Consider the following 15,022-nt stretch of genomic DNA (forward strand, 5'->3'; position numbering starts at 1 on the left):
GCTATTCGTGTTGCGCGAGAGTATCGCGGATACAGCGAAATAGCTTGCGCGAATGCCCCGTCGCTTTTTCTTGTGGCTGCGCTTTGCCTGCCTGACGAATAAGCTGGCGCAAGTGTTGGATGTCGACCTCGGGGTACTCACTGATAAAGCGATTGAGCGCCTCGTTATCGCCGCTTAGAAGCTCATCGCGCCAGCGTTCAATTAAGTGCTGGCGCTGGACGCTTAAGGTCCCTTGCGATTTAATGGCGCTCAGCTGAGTGGTGAGTTGCTCACTGTCGACCAGCTGCATTAACCGGCCAATGCGCTGTAACTGGCGGCGCTTAGCCTCGCGTTGGCGAATACGCCCCATTTCGGTAATGGCCTCGCGCAACTCATCCGGAAGCTCTAAAGCCGCTAAGTGCGATGCGCTTAGCTCGGTGAGCTCTTGCCCAAGTGCTTGCAGTGCATGCATGTCGCGTTTGCGCTGAGATTTACTGGGGCCTTCGTCGAACTCTTCGGTTTCTGATTCAAAATCGGTTGTCATGGTGTTGCGGACGGCTCGTATTGGGTGGGCGCGGGATTATAGCAGCTTGTCGGACAGGACGCAGCGCAGCGCGTTATTCGTCCTGTTCGTCGAAACCTGCCTCTATCAAAGCACAGATGGCCTCTATTGCCTCGTGATCCTGAGGCCCTTCGGTGCGTACGCAAATTTCGGTACCGATACCGGCGGCCAGCATCATCAGGGCCATCATGCTGGCCCCGTCGGCGGATTTGTCGGCCACCACGAGCTCCACCTGGCAGGGGTACTCTTTGGCCAGTGCTACCAGTTTTGCGGCGGAGCGGGCGTGTAACCCTTTACGATTGACAATCGTCACAAATTTTTCAGGCATTTAATGGCTCTCTTTTGTTGCGTGGCCAAGCTCGCGATGCCTGACCTGAACGTTATCCAGCTCTTGGGCAAAGTGAGCCTGCAACTTTTGGCACAGGTAAACCGAGCGGTGTTGGCCCCCGGTACAGCCTATCGCGATAGTAATATAGCTGCGGTTGTTGGCTTGGTAGTGTGGCCACCAACGGGTTAAGTAACCTTTGATATCCTCTAGCATATCCTGCACCAGCGGTTGTTCGTCCAGAAACAGCATTACGTCCTGTTCGAGCCCGGTTTGTGCGCGCAAATTAGGGTCCCAGTGGGGGTTTGGCAAACAGCGCGCGTCAAACACTAAATCGGCGTTGCTGGGTGGGCCGTGTTTAAAGCCAAACGATTCAAACAGCACCGCCATACCGACGGCGTTGGGCTCGGCTACCCGCTCTTTAATTAAGTCGCGCAATTGGTGTACGTTAAGCGCGCTGGTGTCGACCACTAAATCTGCGCTGTCGCGCATGGGCAATAGCAGTTGGTGCTCGGTTTGGATGGCTTCGGTCAGGTTGGTGTGCTTATCGCTGAGCGGATGTTTGCGGCGGGTTTCACTAAAGCGCTGAATGATTTTTTCGGCCGTCGCATCAAGAAATATGACGGTAAAGGGCAAGCGCGCATCGCGCAGCGGCTCGATAGCGCTGGGGAACATGGCGAGGTCTTGCCAAGCATCGCGAATATCAATGCCGATGGCAAAGCTCTGGTTGGCCGCATCTTTGTGCAGTTGGATTTGATCGATCAACATGGGCAGTAAGCTTACCGGAAGGTTGTCGATACAGTTATAGCCCGAGTCTTCCAGTGCGTTAAGCGCTGTGCTTTTGCCCGAGCCGGATAATCCACTGACGATCACTAGGTGCATACGGCGTACCGATTAGTTATCGTGAGCAATGGCAGCAGCGTACAGCGCCGCTGCCGAATCTGCATCGCGCAGCGATTGGCGGTAATCGCCCTCGTTAAGCGCCCCGGCGAGTGCCGCCAATGTGTGCAGGTGTTCATCGTTAGCTTGATCGGGAACCAGCATGGCAAAGAGCACGTCTGCCGGATTGCCGTCAATCGCGTCAAAGTCGATTGGGGCTTTTAAGGTGATGAGTGCGGCGATAGTCGCATCGCAGCCTGGCAGCCTACTGTGGGGAATGGCAATGCCGTGGCCGATGCCGGTGGAGCCGAGTTTTTCCCGGGCTATTAAGCGGCGGAAGATGTCGTCGGCGTCCATGCCGGGAATACTCTCGGCGATGGTGTTGGCGAGTATCTCTAGCGCGCGCTTTTTACTGACGCCCTCAATACGGCTTAGGGTGCGTTCCGGCGATAAGATCTGTGCAATTTGCATAGTTATTGAGTCACTAACGGTGGCTGCGAAGTTTTTCTTTATGTTTTATAAGCTGTCGGTCGAGCTTGTCGGTCATGGCATCGATCGCGGTGTAGAGGTCTTCGGATTCGGCGTCGGCGAATAAGTCTTTGCCGTTTACATGAATCTTGGCCTCGGCTTTTTGTGTCAGCTTTTCGACAGATACCGTCACGTTGATGCTGGTGATTAGGTCGCTGTGATGAGTGAGTCGCTCGAGCTTTGATTCGATGTAATTATGAATCGCCTCGGTTACATCTACATGATGGCCGCTGATCGTTACTTGCATACACTGCTCCTCGTCTGACTTGCCTAAATGACGGCCCCGGCGCGCTGCTGCGGACGCCGGGGCTTAACTTGTGGCAGAACTTCAACATAGCAAGGATTGCCAGTTCTGTCACATTGGCCTCGCCTTAACCGAGCCCTTTGCGCTCGTTTGAAGGCGGAATATTCAGTGACTCGCGATACTTGGCGATGGTGCGCCGCGCGACCCGAATCCCTTGCTCGGACAGCATTTCGGTAATCTTGCTGTCACTTAAGGGTTTTTTGGGGTTTTCGGCCGCCACTAGCTTTTTAATAATAGCTCGAATTGCGGTGGATGAGCACTCGCCGCCGGAGTCCGTACTGACGTGGCTGGAGAAAAAGTACTTGAGCTCGAATATGCCCTGCGGGGTGTGCATATACTTTTGTGTTGTCACCCGGGAGATGGTCGACTCGTGCATCTCGACCAGCTCGGCAATATCGTGCAGTACCAGAGGCTTCATCGCCTCGGCGCCGTACTCCAAAAAGCCGCGCTGCTTTTCGACAATGCAGGTGGCCACTTTTAGCAGCGTCTCGTTGCGGCTTTGCAAGCTCTTTAAAAACCAGCGAGCTTCCTGCAGGTTATCTTTTAAGAAGGTGTTGTCGCGGCTTGAATCGGCGCGCTTAACCATAGAGGCATAGCCCGAGTTAATACGCAGCTTGGGGGCAATGTCAGGGTTGAGCTCGACCGTCCAGCGGCCCTCTTTTTTATCGACAAAGACATCGGGCACGACATACTCGGTTTCGCTGGTGCTGATGCTGTCGCCCGGATGGGGGTTTAGGGTTTTAATCAGTGCCACGGCCTGGGCCAGCTCGGGCTCTTTAAGCCGTGTTTTACGCATTAGCTGGCGGTAATCGCGGCTGCCCAGCAAGGGCAGATACTGGCGCACGATGAGCTGGGCCGCCTCGAGGTGCGGGGTGTTTTTGTCAAACTGTGCCAGCTGTACCAGCAGGCAGTCTACTAAGTCGATGCTGCAGGTGCCGCACGGGTCAAATTGCTGTAGGCGATGCTGAACCGCCTGGACTTCGTCGAGCTCCAGATCATCCCAGTTGGCGGTTAAACCCTCGTAGATGTCCTCGATGGTGCTGCTGAGCAGGCCGGAGGGTTCTACCGAGTCTATGATGGCCAGAGCGATGATCTCGTCCCGCTCGGACATTGGCGTCAGGTTAAGTTGCCACATCAGGTGATCGTACAGCGATTCGGTATTGCCGCGGCGGCTTTCAAAATCGTTGTCGTCGCCTTCGTAGTTGCTGGCGGGTAGAGTCGAGGCAGAGCTCTCGTAGACGTCATCCCAGCTGGTATCAACCGGTAAGTCCTGGGGGATTGACTCGTTCCACTCGCCTTCGGCTGTGGATTCGTCGGCCTCGGAGGCTGTGGTGTTGCTCGCTGCATCAGCGCTGTTCAGGCCGTCCTGGCCGTCGTCGCGACGGTCGTCTTTGCCGTCGGGGTCATTATCCTTTTGTTCGCTACCGCTGGTGTCATCGAGGTTTTCCTCGACTTCGAGCATGGGGTTGGAGTCCAGCGCCTCCTGGATCTCTTGTTGCAGATCCAGCGTCGACAGCTGCAGCAGGCGAATGGCCTGTTGCAGCTGTGGCGTCATGGTGAGCTGTTGACCCAACTTTAGCTGTAGGGACTGCTTCATAATGTTAGCAATGGCACTCAGATTGTGTTGTTGTAACTGTGGAGTTTAGTCATCAACATCAAGCCAAGCAATAGCATCAAGCAATCTTTGTGCCTGAAAGGCGAAAAATTAAAATTGTCAAGGGCGGCGGCGCCCTTACAGCATAAAGTTATCGCCCAGATAGACTTTACGTACTTTTTGGTTGGCAAGAATCTGCTCTGAGCTGCCCTCGGCGATGATGTTGCCTTCGCTGACAATATAGGCCTTTTCACAGATGCCGAGGGTTTCCCGCACATTGTGGTCGGTAATCAGAATGCCGATGCCACGATCTTTAAGGTGGCGCACAATATGTTGAATATCGCTGACTGAGATGGGGTCGACCCCGGCGAAGGGTTCATCCAACAAAATAAAAGCGGGATTGGTGGCCAGCGCGCGGGCGATCTCGACCCGGCGTCGCTCACCGCCGGATAGTGACATGCCCAGATTGTCGCGAATGTGGGTGATGTGAAATTCTTGCAGCAGTTGTTCTAGTTGTTCGTGGCGCTGCTTTTTATTGAGGTCGCGGCGCGTCTCGAGAATGGCGAGAATGTTGTCCGCTACCGATAGCTTGCGAAAAACCGAAGCCTCTTGCGGCAGGTAGCCAATACCCGCGCGGGCCCGGCCGTGAATGGGCAGATGGGTAAGATCAAGCCCGTCGAGCGTCACCCGGCCGTTATCGGCTTTGACGAGCCCGGCAATCATATAAAAACAGGTGGTTTTGCCGGCGCCGTTGGGCCCGAGCAGGCCGACGATTTCGCCACTGCTGACGGACATGGAGACATCGGCGACCACTTGCCGGCGCTTGTAACTTTTAGCGAGATTTTGTGCGGTAAGAGTAGCCATATTATTGCGTGCCAGCCCCTGCAGGAATCACCATTTTAATGCGCTCGTTAGAGGTTTCGTCGCTCTGGGCATTGATCAGCTCGCGGGTCAAATCGTAGTGGATACTGTGGCCCTGCATAATGGCGCCGTCCTGTTCAAGCTTGGCGCTGTTGTTGAGGGTGACGGTGCGCTCGTCGTGGTTGTAGCTGATCTCTTGTGCCTCGGCAAACACTTTGCCTTTGTTGGCCTGTGGTTGCTGTTGAAAGTGGGCCGGTGAGCCGCTGGCCTCGATCTTGGCGACCGAGTTGTCGCTTTTAAAATGGATAACGATCCGGTCGGCATCGATAATTAGCGAGCCCTGCTGTAAGCGAGCGGAGCCGGTGTAGGTAACCAGGCCATTTTTTTGGTCAAACAGTTGTTTGTCGGCCTGCAGCTGGAAGTCCTGTTCGCGGTCGTCCGGTAGCGCCTGTGCGGTAGTGGCAATGGTTGCCGTCGCCAACAGCGCGGCGGCGTATTTAAGCAGTCCGCGCTTGTTTAGGTGACGTAAAATGTAATTAGGGAGCATAGGTGGCTTTTACCTCGGATAACAATTCAATACGTCCGTTGTCGAGCTCGGCATTGAGGCCTACTGCACGAGTGGTGCCGCGCTCGCTACGCATGGTAACAGGTTTGTCGGTATGCGCGTATTGCTGGTCGGTGTCGATGGTGAGTTCGTCGGTGGTCAGGGTGACCCAGCCGTATTTGCCTTTCTCATTCCAGACCTGAACATTATTTTGCAGCGTAATGGAGTTGTTTTGGCTGCGCCCTTCTTTGGCGGAAAGTTGCCACGGGTCGGTGTCGGGTGCGCCATAAATGGTGACGTGAGGGTGGTTGACTTCACTGTTGGCGATGGCGCCGTCACTGTAGGAGACCGCCGATCGGGCGACCATTTTATGCTCTAAAATACCGCTATCGCTGTAGGTCCGGTCGACCACGCCCACCATATAAGATTGCGGGAAGCGTTTTTCGTTTGCTTGGTCGTCCTCTGGGGCAAGCATTTCCTGGGGCGAGTATTGCAGCGTGCCGTAAATCAAGGCGCAGCACAGCGACATAAGCAGAATCCAGGATTTGGGTTGACGGCGCCGCACAGCGTTAGCCCTCGGTTGCAATATATGAGGCAAGCATATCGGCGTAGGTGCCTTGCGCTTGCATAATTAGGTCACAGGCGTCGCGTACTGCGCCCTCACCGCCGCGGTTGTGGCTGATCCAGTGGGCGCGCTCGGTGACGGCACTGTGACCGTTGGGTACCGACAGAGCCAGGCCTACCCGGGTCATAATCGTCAGGTCGGGCCAGTCGTCGCCCATGTGGGCGATTTCATCGGGGGCGATATTCATGCTTTCGATCATTTCTCCCAGGGCTGCCCATTTGTCTTCGCGGCCCTGAATGAGCAGCTCAACACCTAGCTCGCGTGCGCGTCGGGCGACGAGTGCGCTGGAGCGCCCGGTAATAATGCCCACTTTAACGCCGGTTTTTTGCAGTAGCTTAAGGCCCTGTCCATCGAGTGTATTAAAGGCTTTTAGTTCATTGCCGGCGTTATCAAAGTACAGTTTGCAATCGGAGAGTACGCCGTCTACATCCAGTAATAAGAGTTTGATGCGGCGTGCTCGTGCGAGAGTGTCTTCAGTCATAAGTCTACAGCTGTGTTGGGGTTAAAATGGCGGCGCGATTAAATCACACCGGCGCGCAATAAGTCATGCATATGCACAACACCGGTGGGAATTCCATGCTCATCGGTGATCACCAGCGCGGTAATTTTGCGCGTCTCCATTAAATTAAGTGCTTCGGCCGCGAGTGTATCCGGGCCAATGGTGGTGGGGGTGGGGTGCATGATCTCGTGCATCTGGACTGAGTGAATGTCCACTCCGCGGTCGATGCTGCGGCGCAAGTCGCCATCGGTAAAAATGCCTGCCAGAGTACCGTCGTCATTGACAATGGTGGTCATGCCGAAGCCCTTGGAGGTCATTTCGAGCAGTGCCCGGGCCAATGTGTCTTGGGGTTTTACCGCGGGCAGGGCATCGTCATCGTGCATCACATCGCTGACGCGCAATAACAGTTTGCGCCCCAGTGATCCGCCCGGGTGTGAAAACGCGAAATCTTCGGCGGTAAAGCCGCGAGCCTCGAGCAGCGCAATGGCGAGTGCATCGCCCAGCACAGTTGTTACGGTGGCGCTTGAGGTGGGGGCCAGTGCCAGTGGGCAGGCCTCGCGCTCGACCGCAATGCTTAGGTGGACATCGGCGGTTTGTGCCAATACCGAACTGGCTACGCCGGTCAGGCTGATCATGGGGACGCCCAGACGCTTGATTAGCGGCAAAAGCGCCAACAGCTCGGGGGAATTGCCCGAGTAAGAGATGGCAATCAGCAGGTCGTCACGGGTCAGCATACCTAAATCGCCATGGCTGGCTTCGCCAGGATGCATAAAAAAGGCCGGGGTACCGGTGCTGACGAGGGTGGCGGCAATTTTTTTGCCCATGTGGCCTGATTTGCCCATTCCCGAGACGATCACGCGACCGCTGCATTTTAAAATGTGGCGGCAGGCGAGTGCAAACTGCTCGTCGATATGACCGCGCAGCTCGGCGACCGCCTGTGCCTCTAGTTCAATGGTGCGCAGTGCTGACTGAGCAAAGTCGAATTCGGTCATGATCCCTTTAGCGTCTCAAAACATTTTGGATGGGCGTAAGTATAATGTATTAACCCAGCAGTAGTGCGTAATAGCCCGCATACAACACAAGCAGTAATACCCCTAATGGCTTGCCGAGGGACGCCCCGCCGCTGTTGCGGCGTGTCAGGTAGCTGATATAAAGGGCGAGCGCCAGAACCAGGGTTAAGCCGCCCATGGCCATAAAGTCGCGGTTAAATACAGCCGGCTCCATATCGAGTGGTGCGACAATACCCGGTATTGCCATCACGGCTAATAGGTTAAACAGGTTGGAGCCAATCACGTTGCCAATAGCGATGTCATAGTGGCCTTTTAAAGCACTGACCACAGAGGCCGCCAGCTCTGGCAGGCTGGTGCCTACCGCTACCACCGTCAACCCGATAACCAAAGGGCTGACGCCAAAGGCGAGGGCGAGTTGGCTGGCGCCGCGCACCAACAGATCAGAGCTGATGATAAGGATGGTTAAGCCGATCAAAAACCAGGCTATTGAGGCGAGTCGGCTCATGACCGGGATGTCGTCTTCAACCTCTTCGGGGTGGTGGCGTTTGCTCCATATAATTAACCCCATAACGCAGGGTAACAGGACCAGCAGTGTCCAGCCTTCGGCGGTGGATAGATTGGCGTCGCTCAAGAACCAGCCGGCCAGCGCGGTAACCAGTAGCAGTATCGGCAGTTCAATTTTTAGGAGGTGGTTTTGTACCGGTAGGGCGGCAATCAGTGCGGTTGCCCCCAGTACCAGGCCAATATTGGCCAGATTGGAGCCGAGTGCATTACCTATGGCGAGGTCGCCGGCGCCTCTCAGTGCGGCGTTTAGCGACACGACGACCTCTGGGGCCGAGGTGCCAAAGGCGACGATGGTGAGGCCGATAATCAGCTTGGATATACCAAAAGTGCGCGCCATGGCAGCGCTGCCTGCCACAAATTTATCGGCGCTCCAGATTAAGCCGACAAAACCGACCAAAACTAATAGGGCGGGGATCCAAAGCTGGGACATAAAGTGATCTCGGTAGAATACGGGCTGATTTTTCGCAAAGGGTTGGCACCATTTTACTGTGCGGTTGTCAGTAGGTTGGCGCGGGGCTAAATGGTATAGTGTTACGCCGCGCACAGCAATTAAGTGCGGTTAGCTTGTGGCTTTTTAGTCTTATTTTAAAGGGCTGATAATCTGGCGGGCCCTGTTGTACGTATCTCTATTAAGAAGACTCGCACGTGGCGTTGGCTGGGGTCTGAGGAAGAGTTTGTGGTAATTTACTCGTTAAGGAATGGAAAGATGAATCGATTTTTTGTGCAAAAGTCGCTGCAGATTGCTGCGGTGCTTTTTATGTTTGTAGCCCTGGGTGCACGTGCCGAGGGTGCGGACCCTTATCAGGTGGTGGACAAGGTGACCGACCAGCTGGTCAGTGCGGCTCAGGAGCACAATAAAGGCGGCGACCAAGCCAGCTTTGACGCTCAGGTGATGGCCGCGCTAGAGCCCGTAGTGGCGTTTGATTACATCGCCCGCGTGGTGATGGGCAACTATTACGGTAAAGCGACTGACGAGCAGAAGCGCGCCTTTGCCGATAAATTTCAGTCGGGCTTGGTTACTACCTATGCCAAGGGTATTGCTACGTATGCCGACAGTAATATCCAGCTGCTGCCAGCCCCCGAGCCGGTGGGAGATTCGCGTCGTGTCACGGTAGAGCAGCAGGTTAGTCACGAAGGGTCCACCCATAAGCTGTCATACACTATGGGTAAAAACCGCGACGATCAGTGGAAGTTGATTAACGTTGTACTCAATGGCGTTAACCTCGGTCGCTCATTTAGCAGTCAGTTTGAGCAGTTGGCCAATAAGTACAATGGTGATATCGATCAGGTTATCAGCCATTGGAACTCATCCGAAGGCTAAAACACCCCTGTCAGTAGCGCGCGTGCGCCTTGGAGGTGCGCGGGGCGCTACAATCCGGTAATATTCCCGCCTTGAGATTTCCACTTAGTTGGCCCGCTTCGTTGCTGCGGCCAACCCAGCCCTATGGGAGAGCTATGCAAGCCCACGAGATTCAAGCGCTTATCGAAAGCCACATTGCCGATAGTCAGGCGCAGGTCACTATTGAAGGTAGTCATGTGCACCTGGTGGTCGTGAGCCCTGCTTTTGCCGGTGTTAGCCCTGTTAAAAAGCAGCAAATGGTGTATGCCGTGCTGACTGATCAAATCGCCAGCGGCGTTATTCACGCCGTCCATATGAAAACGCTAACTCCCGAAGAGTTTGCTCGCCAGTCCAGCTAACAGGTAGCCCGCATGGATAAATTGATGATTCAGAGCGCAGGCCCGTTGGCCGGCGAGATTCGTATTTCCGGGTCAAAAAACTCGGCGTTGCCCATTCTTGCCGCCACCTTGCTGGCCGATACGCCGATTAATATCTCGAATTTGCCGCACTTAAATGACATTACTACCATGTTGGCGCTGCTGCGCTGTATGGGGGTTGGGGTTACGGTAGATGAGCGGATGTCGGTGGAGATCGACGCCAACGCCATTAACGATTTTACCGCCCCCTACGAGCTGGTAAAAACCATGCGCGCCTCTATTTTGGTGTTGGGGCCTATGTTGGCGCGCCACGGCGTGGCGAATGTGTCGTTTCCGGGGGGCTGCGCCATTGGCTCCCGCCCGGTGGATATCCATTTGCGCGGGCTCGAGGCCATGGGCGCTAATATTGAGGTCGACGAAGGTTACATTCGCGCCACGATGGATGGCCGTTTAAAAGGTGCCCATATCTTTATGGATACGGTAACCGTGGGTGGCACCGAGAACTTATTGATGGCGGCCGTGCTCGCCGAGGGTCGCACGGTGCTGGAAAACGCCGCGCGCGAGCCCGAGGTGGTGGACTTGGCGAACTGCCTGGTGGCCATGGGTGCTCAGATTGAAGGCATCGGTACCGCAACTTTGGTGATTAACGGTGTTGAACGCCTAAGTGGTTGTCATTACAACGTTATGCCCGACCGTATTGAAACCGGTACCTACCTGGTGGCTGCGGCCGCCACCCGAGGCAGCATTCGCGTTAAAGACACCCGCGAGGATATTCTTGAAGGGGTACTGCTAAAGCTGGAAGAGGCCGGCGCGCATATTCGCACCGGCAGCGACTGGATTGAGTTGGATATGAAGGGCAATCGCCCCCGTGCAGTGAGCCTAAAAACCGCGCCTTATCCAGCGTTTCCCACGGATATGCAGGCACAGTTTACCGCCATGAACGCGATTGCCGAGGGCTCAAGCACGGTCACCGAGACGATCTTTGAAAACCGCTTGATTCAGGTGCACGAGCTCAACCGGATGGGGGCCGATATTACCCTGCAGGGCAATACGGCCATGATCCGCGGGGTGGAGCGGCTTAAAGGGGCGCCGGTAATGGCGACCGACTTACGGGCATCGGCAAGCTTGGTGATTGCCGGCCTTGTGGCCGAGGGCGCGACTTTGGTGGATCGTATTTACCACATCGATCGCGGTTACGAATGTATTGAGGAAAAGTTGCAAATGCTGGGCGCAAATATCCGCCGGGTTCCCAACTAGGTTGAATTATGAGTGACATGATTACCATCGCCCTAACCAAGGGGCGGATTCTGGAAGAGACGCTGCCACTGTTGGCGGCGGCGGATATTCTTCCGGAAGAAGACATCAATAAGAGTCGCAAGCTGGTGTTTGCCACGAACCAGGCTGATGTTCAGTTGCTGGTGTTGCGCGGCGCCGATGTGCCTACCTACGTGCAATTTGGCGCGGCCGACATGGGTATATCGGGCAAAGACACATTGATGGAGAACGGCGCGGAGGGCTTGTACGAGCCTTTGGATTTGCGCATTGCGCGCTGCCGGTTGATGACCGCCGCCATTAAAGATGCGCCGGCTAAATCGGGCCGCATTCGGGTGGCCACCAAATACGTTAATATTGCCAAGCAATATTACGCGGCTCAGGGGCGCCAAAGCGATATTATTAAATTGTACGGGGCAATGGAGCTGGCGCCTATTATGAGCCTCGCCGATGAGATTGTGGATATCGTCGACACCGGCAATACCCTAAAGGCCAATGGGCTTGAGGCCCGTGAGTTTATTGCCGACATTAGCTCGCGATTGATTGTAAATAAAGCGTCAATGAAGATGAAGCACGTGCGTATTCAGGCGATTATCGACGGTATTGCCCGGGCGGTAGGCGCGGGCAACGACTAAGCAGAGAGTACTATGACTGACAACTCCATGATCGCTCGTCTCGATGCGTCGCAGGCTGATTTTTCCGCCCGGCTCGATGAGCTGCTGGCCTGGGATTCGGTATCTGACACCAAAGTGGCCGACATCGTGGCCGAGATTATCGCGGCGGTAAAACAGCGCGGTGACGCGGCCGTGATTGAGTACACCAATCGCTTTGACCGGCGCCGTGTCGCCGCGATGGATGAGCTGGTGGTGTCTGCCGAGCGCATCGCTACGGCGCTGGCCAGTATCACTCAGGCTCAGCGCGAGGCGCTGGAAACAGCGGCTGAGCGTGTGCGCGCTTATCACGAGCATCAAAAGCAGGCGTCCTGGCGTTATGCCGAGGCCGATGGCACCGTGCTGGGCCAGCAGATTACCGCCATGCAGCGGGTGGGGTTGTATGTGCCGGGTGGCAAAGCGTCTTATCCGTCATCGGTGCTGATGAACGCTATCCCCGCCAAAGTGGCCGGCGTTGATGAGCTGACCATGGTGGTGCCGGCACCCGACGGCGAGCTCAACGATATGGTACTGGCTGCCGCGGCTATTGCGGGTGTGGATCGTGTGATTACCGTGGGCGGCGCGCAGGCGGTGGCGGCGCTTGCCTATGGCACCGAAACCATTGCCCGGGTTGATAAAATTGTCGGCCCGGGCAATATTTTTGTGGCGACCGCTAAGCGTGCGGTGTTCGGTCAGGTGGCGATCGATATGATTGCCGGGCCATCCGAAATTTTAGTGCTGTGCGATGGCGAAACCGATCCCGATTGGATTGCGATGGACCTGTTTAGTCAGGCCGAGCACGACGAGCAGGCGCAATCGATTTTAATTTGCCCCGATCAGCAGTACCTCGATAAGGTGGCGGAGTCCATGGCGCGGCTGCTGCCAGGCATGAGTCGCGAAGCCATTATCCGGCCGTCTCTGGCCAACCGCGGTGCGCTGATAAAAGTGGCGGATATGGACGAGGCGGTTGCGCTGTCGAACCGTATCGCCCCGGAGCACTTAGAGTTGTCAGTGGCTGACCCGGAGGCATTGCTGCCCAGTATTCGTCACGCGGGCGCTATTTTTATGGGGCGCCATACCCCGGAGGCGCTGGGGGATTACTGCGCTGGCCCCAATCACGTATTGCCAACGTCGGGCACCGCACGGTTTTCGTCGCCACTTGGGGTGTACGACTTTCAAAAGCGCAGCTCGATTATCTTTTGCTCGCCCGAGGGGGCGTCGGTGCTGGCCGAAACAGCCTCGACCCTGGCGCGCAGCGAAGATCTGGAGGCGCACGCCATATCGGCGGAGTACCGCAAGCGTTAAGCGCCATTAGCGCCGGTTTTACCCGGCGCTAATGAGTTTTACGTACGATTTACTTCGAGATTGTCCGGCCGCTCACCCACGGTAACTTCTATCTCTAGCTCCTCGGGGAGCGAGCCCTGCGAGTGGGGGCGCAATATCCGCACCGTAACTTGTGTTCCCGGTGATAGGTCGGCCACTTCGCGCAGCCCCTGTCGCTCGTTGCCAATAGGCTGGCCATTGATGTGGGTGATCACATCGTTGGGACGAATACCGGCAATGTGGGCTGGGTTGTTGAGGAATACATTGGTCACCCGCAGGCCGCTCACGTTTTTTAGCCCCAGTGCGGTAATGGCCGCCGGCGTTAGGCGCTCGGCATCCAGCCCCAGCCAGCCACGGACAACACGACCGTACCTGATAATGTCCTCGAGTGACTTCATGGCATCGTCGGCGGGTACCGCAAAGCCGATCCCAACCGTGTCAAAGATAATCGCGGCGTTAATGCCCAGTAAGTTACCGTGAGTGTCGATCAGGGCCCCGCCCGAGTTGCCCGGGTTGATGGCCGCGTCGGTTTGAATATAATTTTCGTAGCTGCTGATGCCGAGACCGTAGCGGCTCAGGGCGCTGATGATCCCCTGGGTCACTGTTTGGCCTACGCCAAAAGGATTGCCTATCGCCAGTACCACATCGCCGACACGCGCTTGATTGGGGTTGCCGATACTGATTGGTGTGAGGTTGTCCAGCTCAATTTTTAGTACGGCCAGGTCGCTGCCGGGATCATTGCCAATAATGGTAGCGCCGGCGCGGCGACCGTCGTGCAGCAGCACTAAAATCTCATCGGCCCCCTCTATCACGTGGTTGTTGGTCAGCAAGTAGCCCTCAGTGCTGACAATAACGCCCGAGCCCAAGGCGGATTTGACGCGCTCTTGCTGCCCTGAGTTGCGAAACATTTTTTCGTACAGAGGGTGGTCGGCCAGTGGGTGGCGGCGGGTCTCGATGACCTTGCGCGAGTATATATTGACCACCGAAGCCGCTGCCCGGTCGACGGCGTGGGCGTACGACAAATTGGCAAACGAATTGTCGTGGTGGTTACTCGCGGCCGTGCTTGAGGCCCAGCCTGCAGGGCGTAGCTCGGGGACGGTTATTAATAGTAGCAGTGCGGCTACTAAACCGATCATAACGGGCCAGGCAAAAAAACTCAGCAGGCGGCTGGGTCGCATGGGGGCTCCTCTTGTTGGACGCTCTTATAATGGCTCGGGTGAGCCGTCTTATTGACGTCCAGAGGCTGAGTGTGGCTCGGGCGCAACCGTGGTGTCCGAGGTGTCCGGGTTTTGCTCGTCCAAGCCATACTCTTCGCTCAGGGTCGGTTTGTGCCCCTGACGCTTAGGGGCCCAGTCGCGCGGCGCCTGAATTTGTTGCTCGTGCAGCTCGTGGTGCTTGCCGCCGGGCAGCTGGTGCTCGGCATCGGCCAGCAGTTGGCGGCTGATCTCCGGTGTGCTCAGTTTTAAGGCGCTGCTGGCCAGGTGCTCGTGCATGTCGCGATAGCTTTCGTTGAGGCTGTTGACCAGCTCTGTGGTGCGGGCAAAGTGGTCGGTAACATCGCGCTGATAATTGTTGAGCGCTTCTTCGGCGTCTATCAGTCGCTTTTCAATGTCGGCATTGCGAGCGTTGCCCGGGCGGCCGCGCGAGAACACGTAGCCGGCTATGCAGCCCGCAAACAGGGCGATAAGGGCGCTTATAATGACGGTGGCGAGTGAGTACACAACGGCTCTCCTGAAGTTGCCGGATAAAAGAGTCGCAGGTCTTGGCGTGCAAAACCTACCTTGCAG

19 protein-coding genes are annotated in these 15,022 nt (G+C 56.1%); 5 read left to right on the plus strand and 14 right to left on the minus strand.

Annotated features, from left to right (window positions below):
* Window position 1 precedes the first annotated feature (1 nt).
* The 12 genes from yjgA to AAC019_RS14305 form a co-directional block, all read right to left on the minus strand.
* The gene (yjgA, locus tag AAC019_RS14250; protein WP_339899734.1) at window positions 2–523 is read right to left on the minus strand and encodes a ribosome biogenesis factor YjgA; all 522 of its coding nucleotides are present in this window, start codon (window positions 521–523) and stop codon (window positions 2–4) included.
* Window positions 524–596: 73 nt separating this feature from the next.
* Window positions 597–869, minus strand: a complete 273-nt coding sequence (locus AAC019_RS14255) for an HPr family phosphocarrier protein (RefSeq protein ID WP_339899736.1) — start codon at window positions 867–869, stop codon at window positions 597–599.
* A complete protein-coding gene (rapZ, locus tag AAC019_RS14260) occupies window positions 870–1,748 on the minus strand; it encodes an RNase adapter RapZ (protein WP_339899737.1) in 879 nt (292 codons plus the stop codon).
* A gap of 12 nt (window positions 1,749–1,760) precedes the next feature.
* Window positions 1,761–2,216 carry a PTS IIA-like nitrogen regulatory protein PtsN gene (gene ptsN / locus AAC019_RS14265; RefSeq protein ID WP_339899739.1) on the minus strand — a complete coding sequence of 152 codons (456 nt, stop codon included), beginning with the start codon at window positions 2,214–2,216 and terminating at the stop codon, window positions 1,761–1,763.
* A gap of 13 nt (window positions 2,217–2,229) precedes the next feature.
* Window positions 2,230–2,520 carry a ribosome-associated translation inhibitor RaiA gene (gene raiA, locus AAC019_RS14270; protein WP_339899741.1) on the minus strand — a complete coding sequence of 97 codons (291 nt, stop codon included), beginning with the start codon at window positions 2,518–2,520 and terminating at the stop codon, window positions 2,230–2,232.
* A gap of 124 nt (window positions 2,521–2,644) precedes the next feature.
* Complete coding sequence (locus AAC019_RS14275) at window positions 2,645–4,174, minus strand: RNA polymerase factor sigma-54 (RefSeq protein ID WP_339899743.1); 1,530 nt, start codon at window positions 4,172–4,174, stop codon at window positions 2,645–2,647.
* A gap of 135 nt (window positions 4,175–4,309) precedes the next feature.
* A complete protein-coding gene (gene lptB, locus AAC019_RS14280; RefSeq protein ID WP_339899745.1) occupies window positions 4,310–5,035 on the minus strand; it encodes an LPS export ABC transporter ATP-binding protein in 726 nt (241 codons plus the stop codon).
* A 1-nt stretch (window position 5,036) separates the two neighbouring features.
* A complete protein-coding gene (lptA, locus tag AAC019_RS14285; protein WP_339899746.1) occupies window positions 5,037–5,579 on the minus strand; it encodes a lipopolysaccharide transport periplasmic protein LptA in 543 nt (180 codons plus the stop codon).
* A complete protein-coding gene (lptC, locus tag AAC019_RS14290; RefSeq protein WP_339899747.1) occupies window positions 5,569–6,105 on the minus strand; it encodes an LPS export ABC transporter periplasmic protein LptC in 537 nt (178 codons plus the stop codon). Before lptC ends, lptA begins: the two co-directional genes overlap by 11 nt.
* 40 nt (window positions 6,106–6,145) lie before the next feature.
* On the minus strand, window positions 6,146–6,682 hold the full coding sequence (locus AAC019_RS14295) for an HAD-IIIA family hydrolase (protein ID WP_339899748.1): 537 nt from the start codon (window positions 6,680–6,682) through the stop codon (window positions 6,146–6,148).
* Between the two features lie 38 nt (window positions 6,683–6,720).
* Window positions 6,721–7,692, minus strand: coding sequence for a KpsF/GutQ family sugar-phosphate isomerase (locus tag AAC019_RS14300; protein ID WP_339899749.1), 972 nt, complete (start codon window positions 7,690–7,692; stop codon window positions 6,721–6,723).
* 49 nt (window positions 7,693–7,741) lie between these two features.
* A complete protein-coding gene (locus tag AAC019_RS14305; protein ID WP_339899750.1) occupies window positions 7,742–8,704 on the minus strand; it encodes a calcium/sodium antiporter in 963 nt (320 codons plus the stop codon).
* Between the two features lie 276 nt (window positions 8,705–8,980).
* On the opposite strand from AAC019_RS14305, the gene AAC019_RS14310 reads away from it, so the two are divergent.
* From AAC019_RS14310 to hisD, 5 genes are all read left to right on the plus strand, one after another.
* Window positions 8,981–9,595: an ABC transporter substrate-binding protein gene (locus AAC019_RS14310; RefSeq protein ID WP_339899751.1), complete on the plus strand. Its 615-nt coding sequence runs from the start codon at window positions 8,981–8,983 to the stop codon at window positions 9,593–9,595.
* Window positions 9,596–9,729: 134 nt separating this feature from the next.
* Window positions 9,730–9,972 (plus strand): BolA/IbaG family iron-sulfur metabolism protein, encoded by a 243-nt coding sequence (locus tag AAC019_RS14315; protein ID WP_041522509.1) that lies wholly within the window; start codon window positions 9,730–9,732, stop codon window positions 9,970–9,972.
* Between the two features lie 12 nt (window positions 9,973–9,984).
* Window positions 9,985–11,247: a UDP-N-acetylglucosamine 1-carboxyvinyltransferase gene (murA, locus tag AAC019_RS14320; RefSeq protein WP_339899752.1), complete on the plus strand. Its 1,263-nt coding sequence runs from the start codon at window positions 9,985–9,987 to the stop codon at window positions 11,245–11,247.
* A 17-nt stretch (window positions 11,248–11,264) separates the two neighbouring features.
* A complete protein-coding gene (hisG, locus tag AAC019_RS14325) occupies window positions 11,265–11,897 on the plus strand; it encodes an ATP phosphoribosyltransferase (RefSeq protein WP_339899778.1) in 633 nt (210 codons plus the stop codon).
* 12 nt (window positions 11,898–11,909) lie between these two features.
* On the plus strand, window positions 11,910–13,217 hold the full coding sequence (hisD, locus tag AAC019_RS14330) for a histidinol dehydrogenase (protein ID WP_339899753.1): 1,308 nt from the start codon (window positions 11,910–11,912) through the stop codon (window positions 13,215–13,217).
* Window positions 13,218–13,255: 38 nt separating this feature from the next.
* On the opposite strand, the gene AAC019_RS14335 is transcribed toward hisD, so the two are convergent.
* Complete coding sequence (locus AAC019_RS14335; protein WP_339899755.1) at window positions 13,256–14,413, minus strand: trypsin-like peptidase domain-containing protein; 1,158 nt, start codon at window positions 14,411–14,413, stop codon at window positions 13,256–13,258.
* Window positions 14,414–14,461: 48 nt separating this feature from the next.
* The gene (locus tag AAC019_RS14340) at window positions 14,462–14,956 is read right to left on the minus strand and encodes a DUF1043 family protein (RefSeq protein ID WP_339899756.1); all 495 of its coding nucleotides are present in this window, start codon (window positions 14,954–14,956) and stop codon (window positions 14,462–14,464) included.
* Window positions 14,957–15,022 lie beyond the last annotated feature (66 nt).

The organism is uncultured Gilvimarinus sp. (assembly GCF_963975215.1).
GTDB lineage: Bacteria > Pseudomonadota > Gammaproteobacteria > Pseudomonadales > Cellvibrionaceae > Gilvimarinus.

Coding starts and splice junctions, on each gene's coding strand:
- lptA (WP_339899746.1), bottom strand. CDS start 5,579: ATGCTCCCTAATTACATTTTACGTCACCTAAACAAGCGCGGACTGCTT.
- AAC019_RS14275 (WP_339899743.1), bottom strand. CDS start 4,174: ATGAAGCAGTCCCTACAGCTAAAGTTGGGTCAACAGCTCACCATGACG.
- lptB (WP_339899745.1), bottom strand. CDS start 5,035: ATGGCTACTCTTACCGCACAAAATCTCGCTAAAAGTTACAAGCGCCGG.
- AAC019_RS14315 (WP_041522509.1), top strand. CDS start 9,730: ATGCAAGCCCACGAGATTCAAGCGCTTATCGAAAGCCACATTGCCGAT.
- AAC019_RS14255 (WP_339899736.1), bottom strand. CDS start 869: ATGCCTGAAAAATTTGTGACGATTGTCAATCGTAAAGGGTTACACGCC.
- raiA (WP_339899741.1), bottom strand. CDS start 2,520: ATGCAAGTAACGATCAGCGGCCATCATGTAGATGTAACCGAGGCGATT.
- rapZ (WP_339899737.1), bottom strand. CDS start 1,748: ATGCACCTAGTGATCGTCAGTGGATTATCCGGCTCGGGCAAAAGCACA.
- AAC019_RS14335 (WP_339899755.1), bottom strand. CDS start 14,413: ATGCGACCCAGCCGCCTGCTGAGTTTTTTTGCCTGGCCCGTTATGATC.
- AAC019_RS14310 (WP_339899751.1), top strand. CDS start 8,981: ATGAATCGATTTTTTGTGCAAAAGTCGCTGCAGATTGCTGCGGTGCTT.
- hisG (WP_339899778.1), top strand. CDS start 11,265: ATGATTACCATCGCCCTAACCAAGGGGCGGATTCTGGAAGAGACGCTG.
- AAC019_RS14305 (WP_339899750.1), bottom strand. CDS start 8,704: ATGTCCCAGCTTTGGATCCCCGCCCTATTAGTTTTGGTCGGTTTTGTC.
- hisD (WP_339899753.1), top strand. CDS start 11,910: ATGACTGACAACTCCATGATCGCTCGTCTCGATGCGTCGCAGGCTGAT.
- yjgA (WP_339899734.1), bottom strand. CDS start 523: ATGACAACCGATTTTGAATCAGAAACCGAAGAGTTCGACGAAGGCCCC.
- lptC (WP_339899747.1), bottom strand. CDS start 6,105: ATGTCGCTGTGCTGCGCCTTGATTTACGGCACGCTGCAATACTCGCCC.
- murA (WP_339899752.1), top strand. CDS start 9,985: ATGGATAAATTGATGATTCAGAGCGCAGGCCCGTTGGCCGGCGAGATT.
- AAC019_RS14300 (WP_339899749.1), bottom strand. CDS start 7,692: ATGACCGAATTCGACTTTGCTCAGTCAGCACTGCGCACCATTGAACTA.
- AAC019_RS14295 (WP_339899748.1), bottom strand. CDS start 6,682: ATGACTGAAGACACTCTCGCACGAGCACGCCGCATCAAACTCTTATTA.
- ptsN (WP_339899739.1), bottom strand. CDS start 2,216: ATGCAAATTGCACAGATCTTATCGCCGGAACGCACCCTAAGCCGTATT.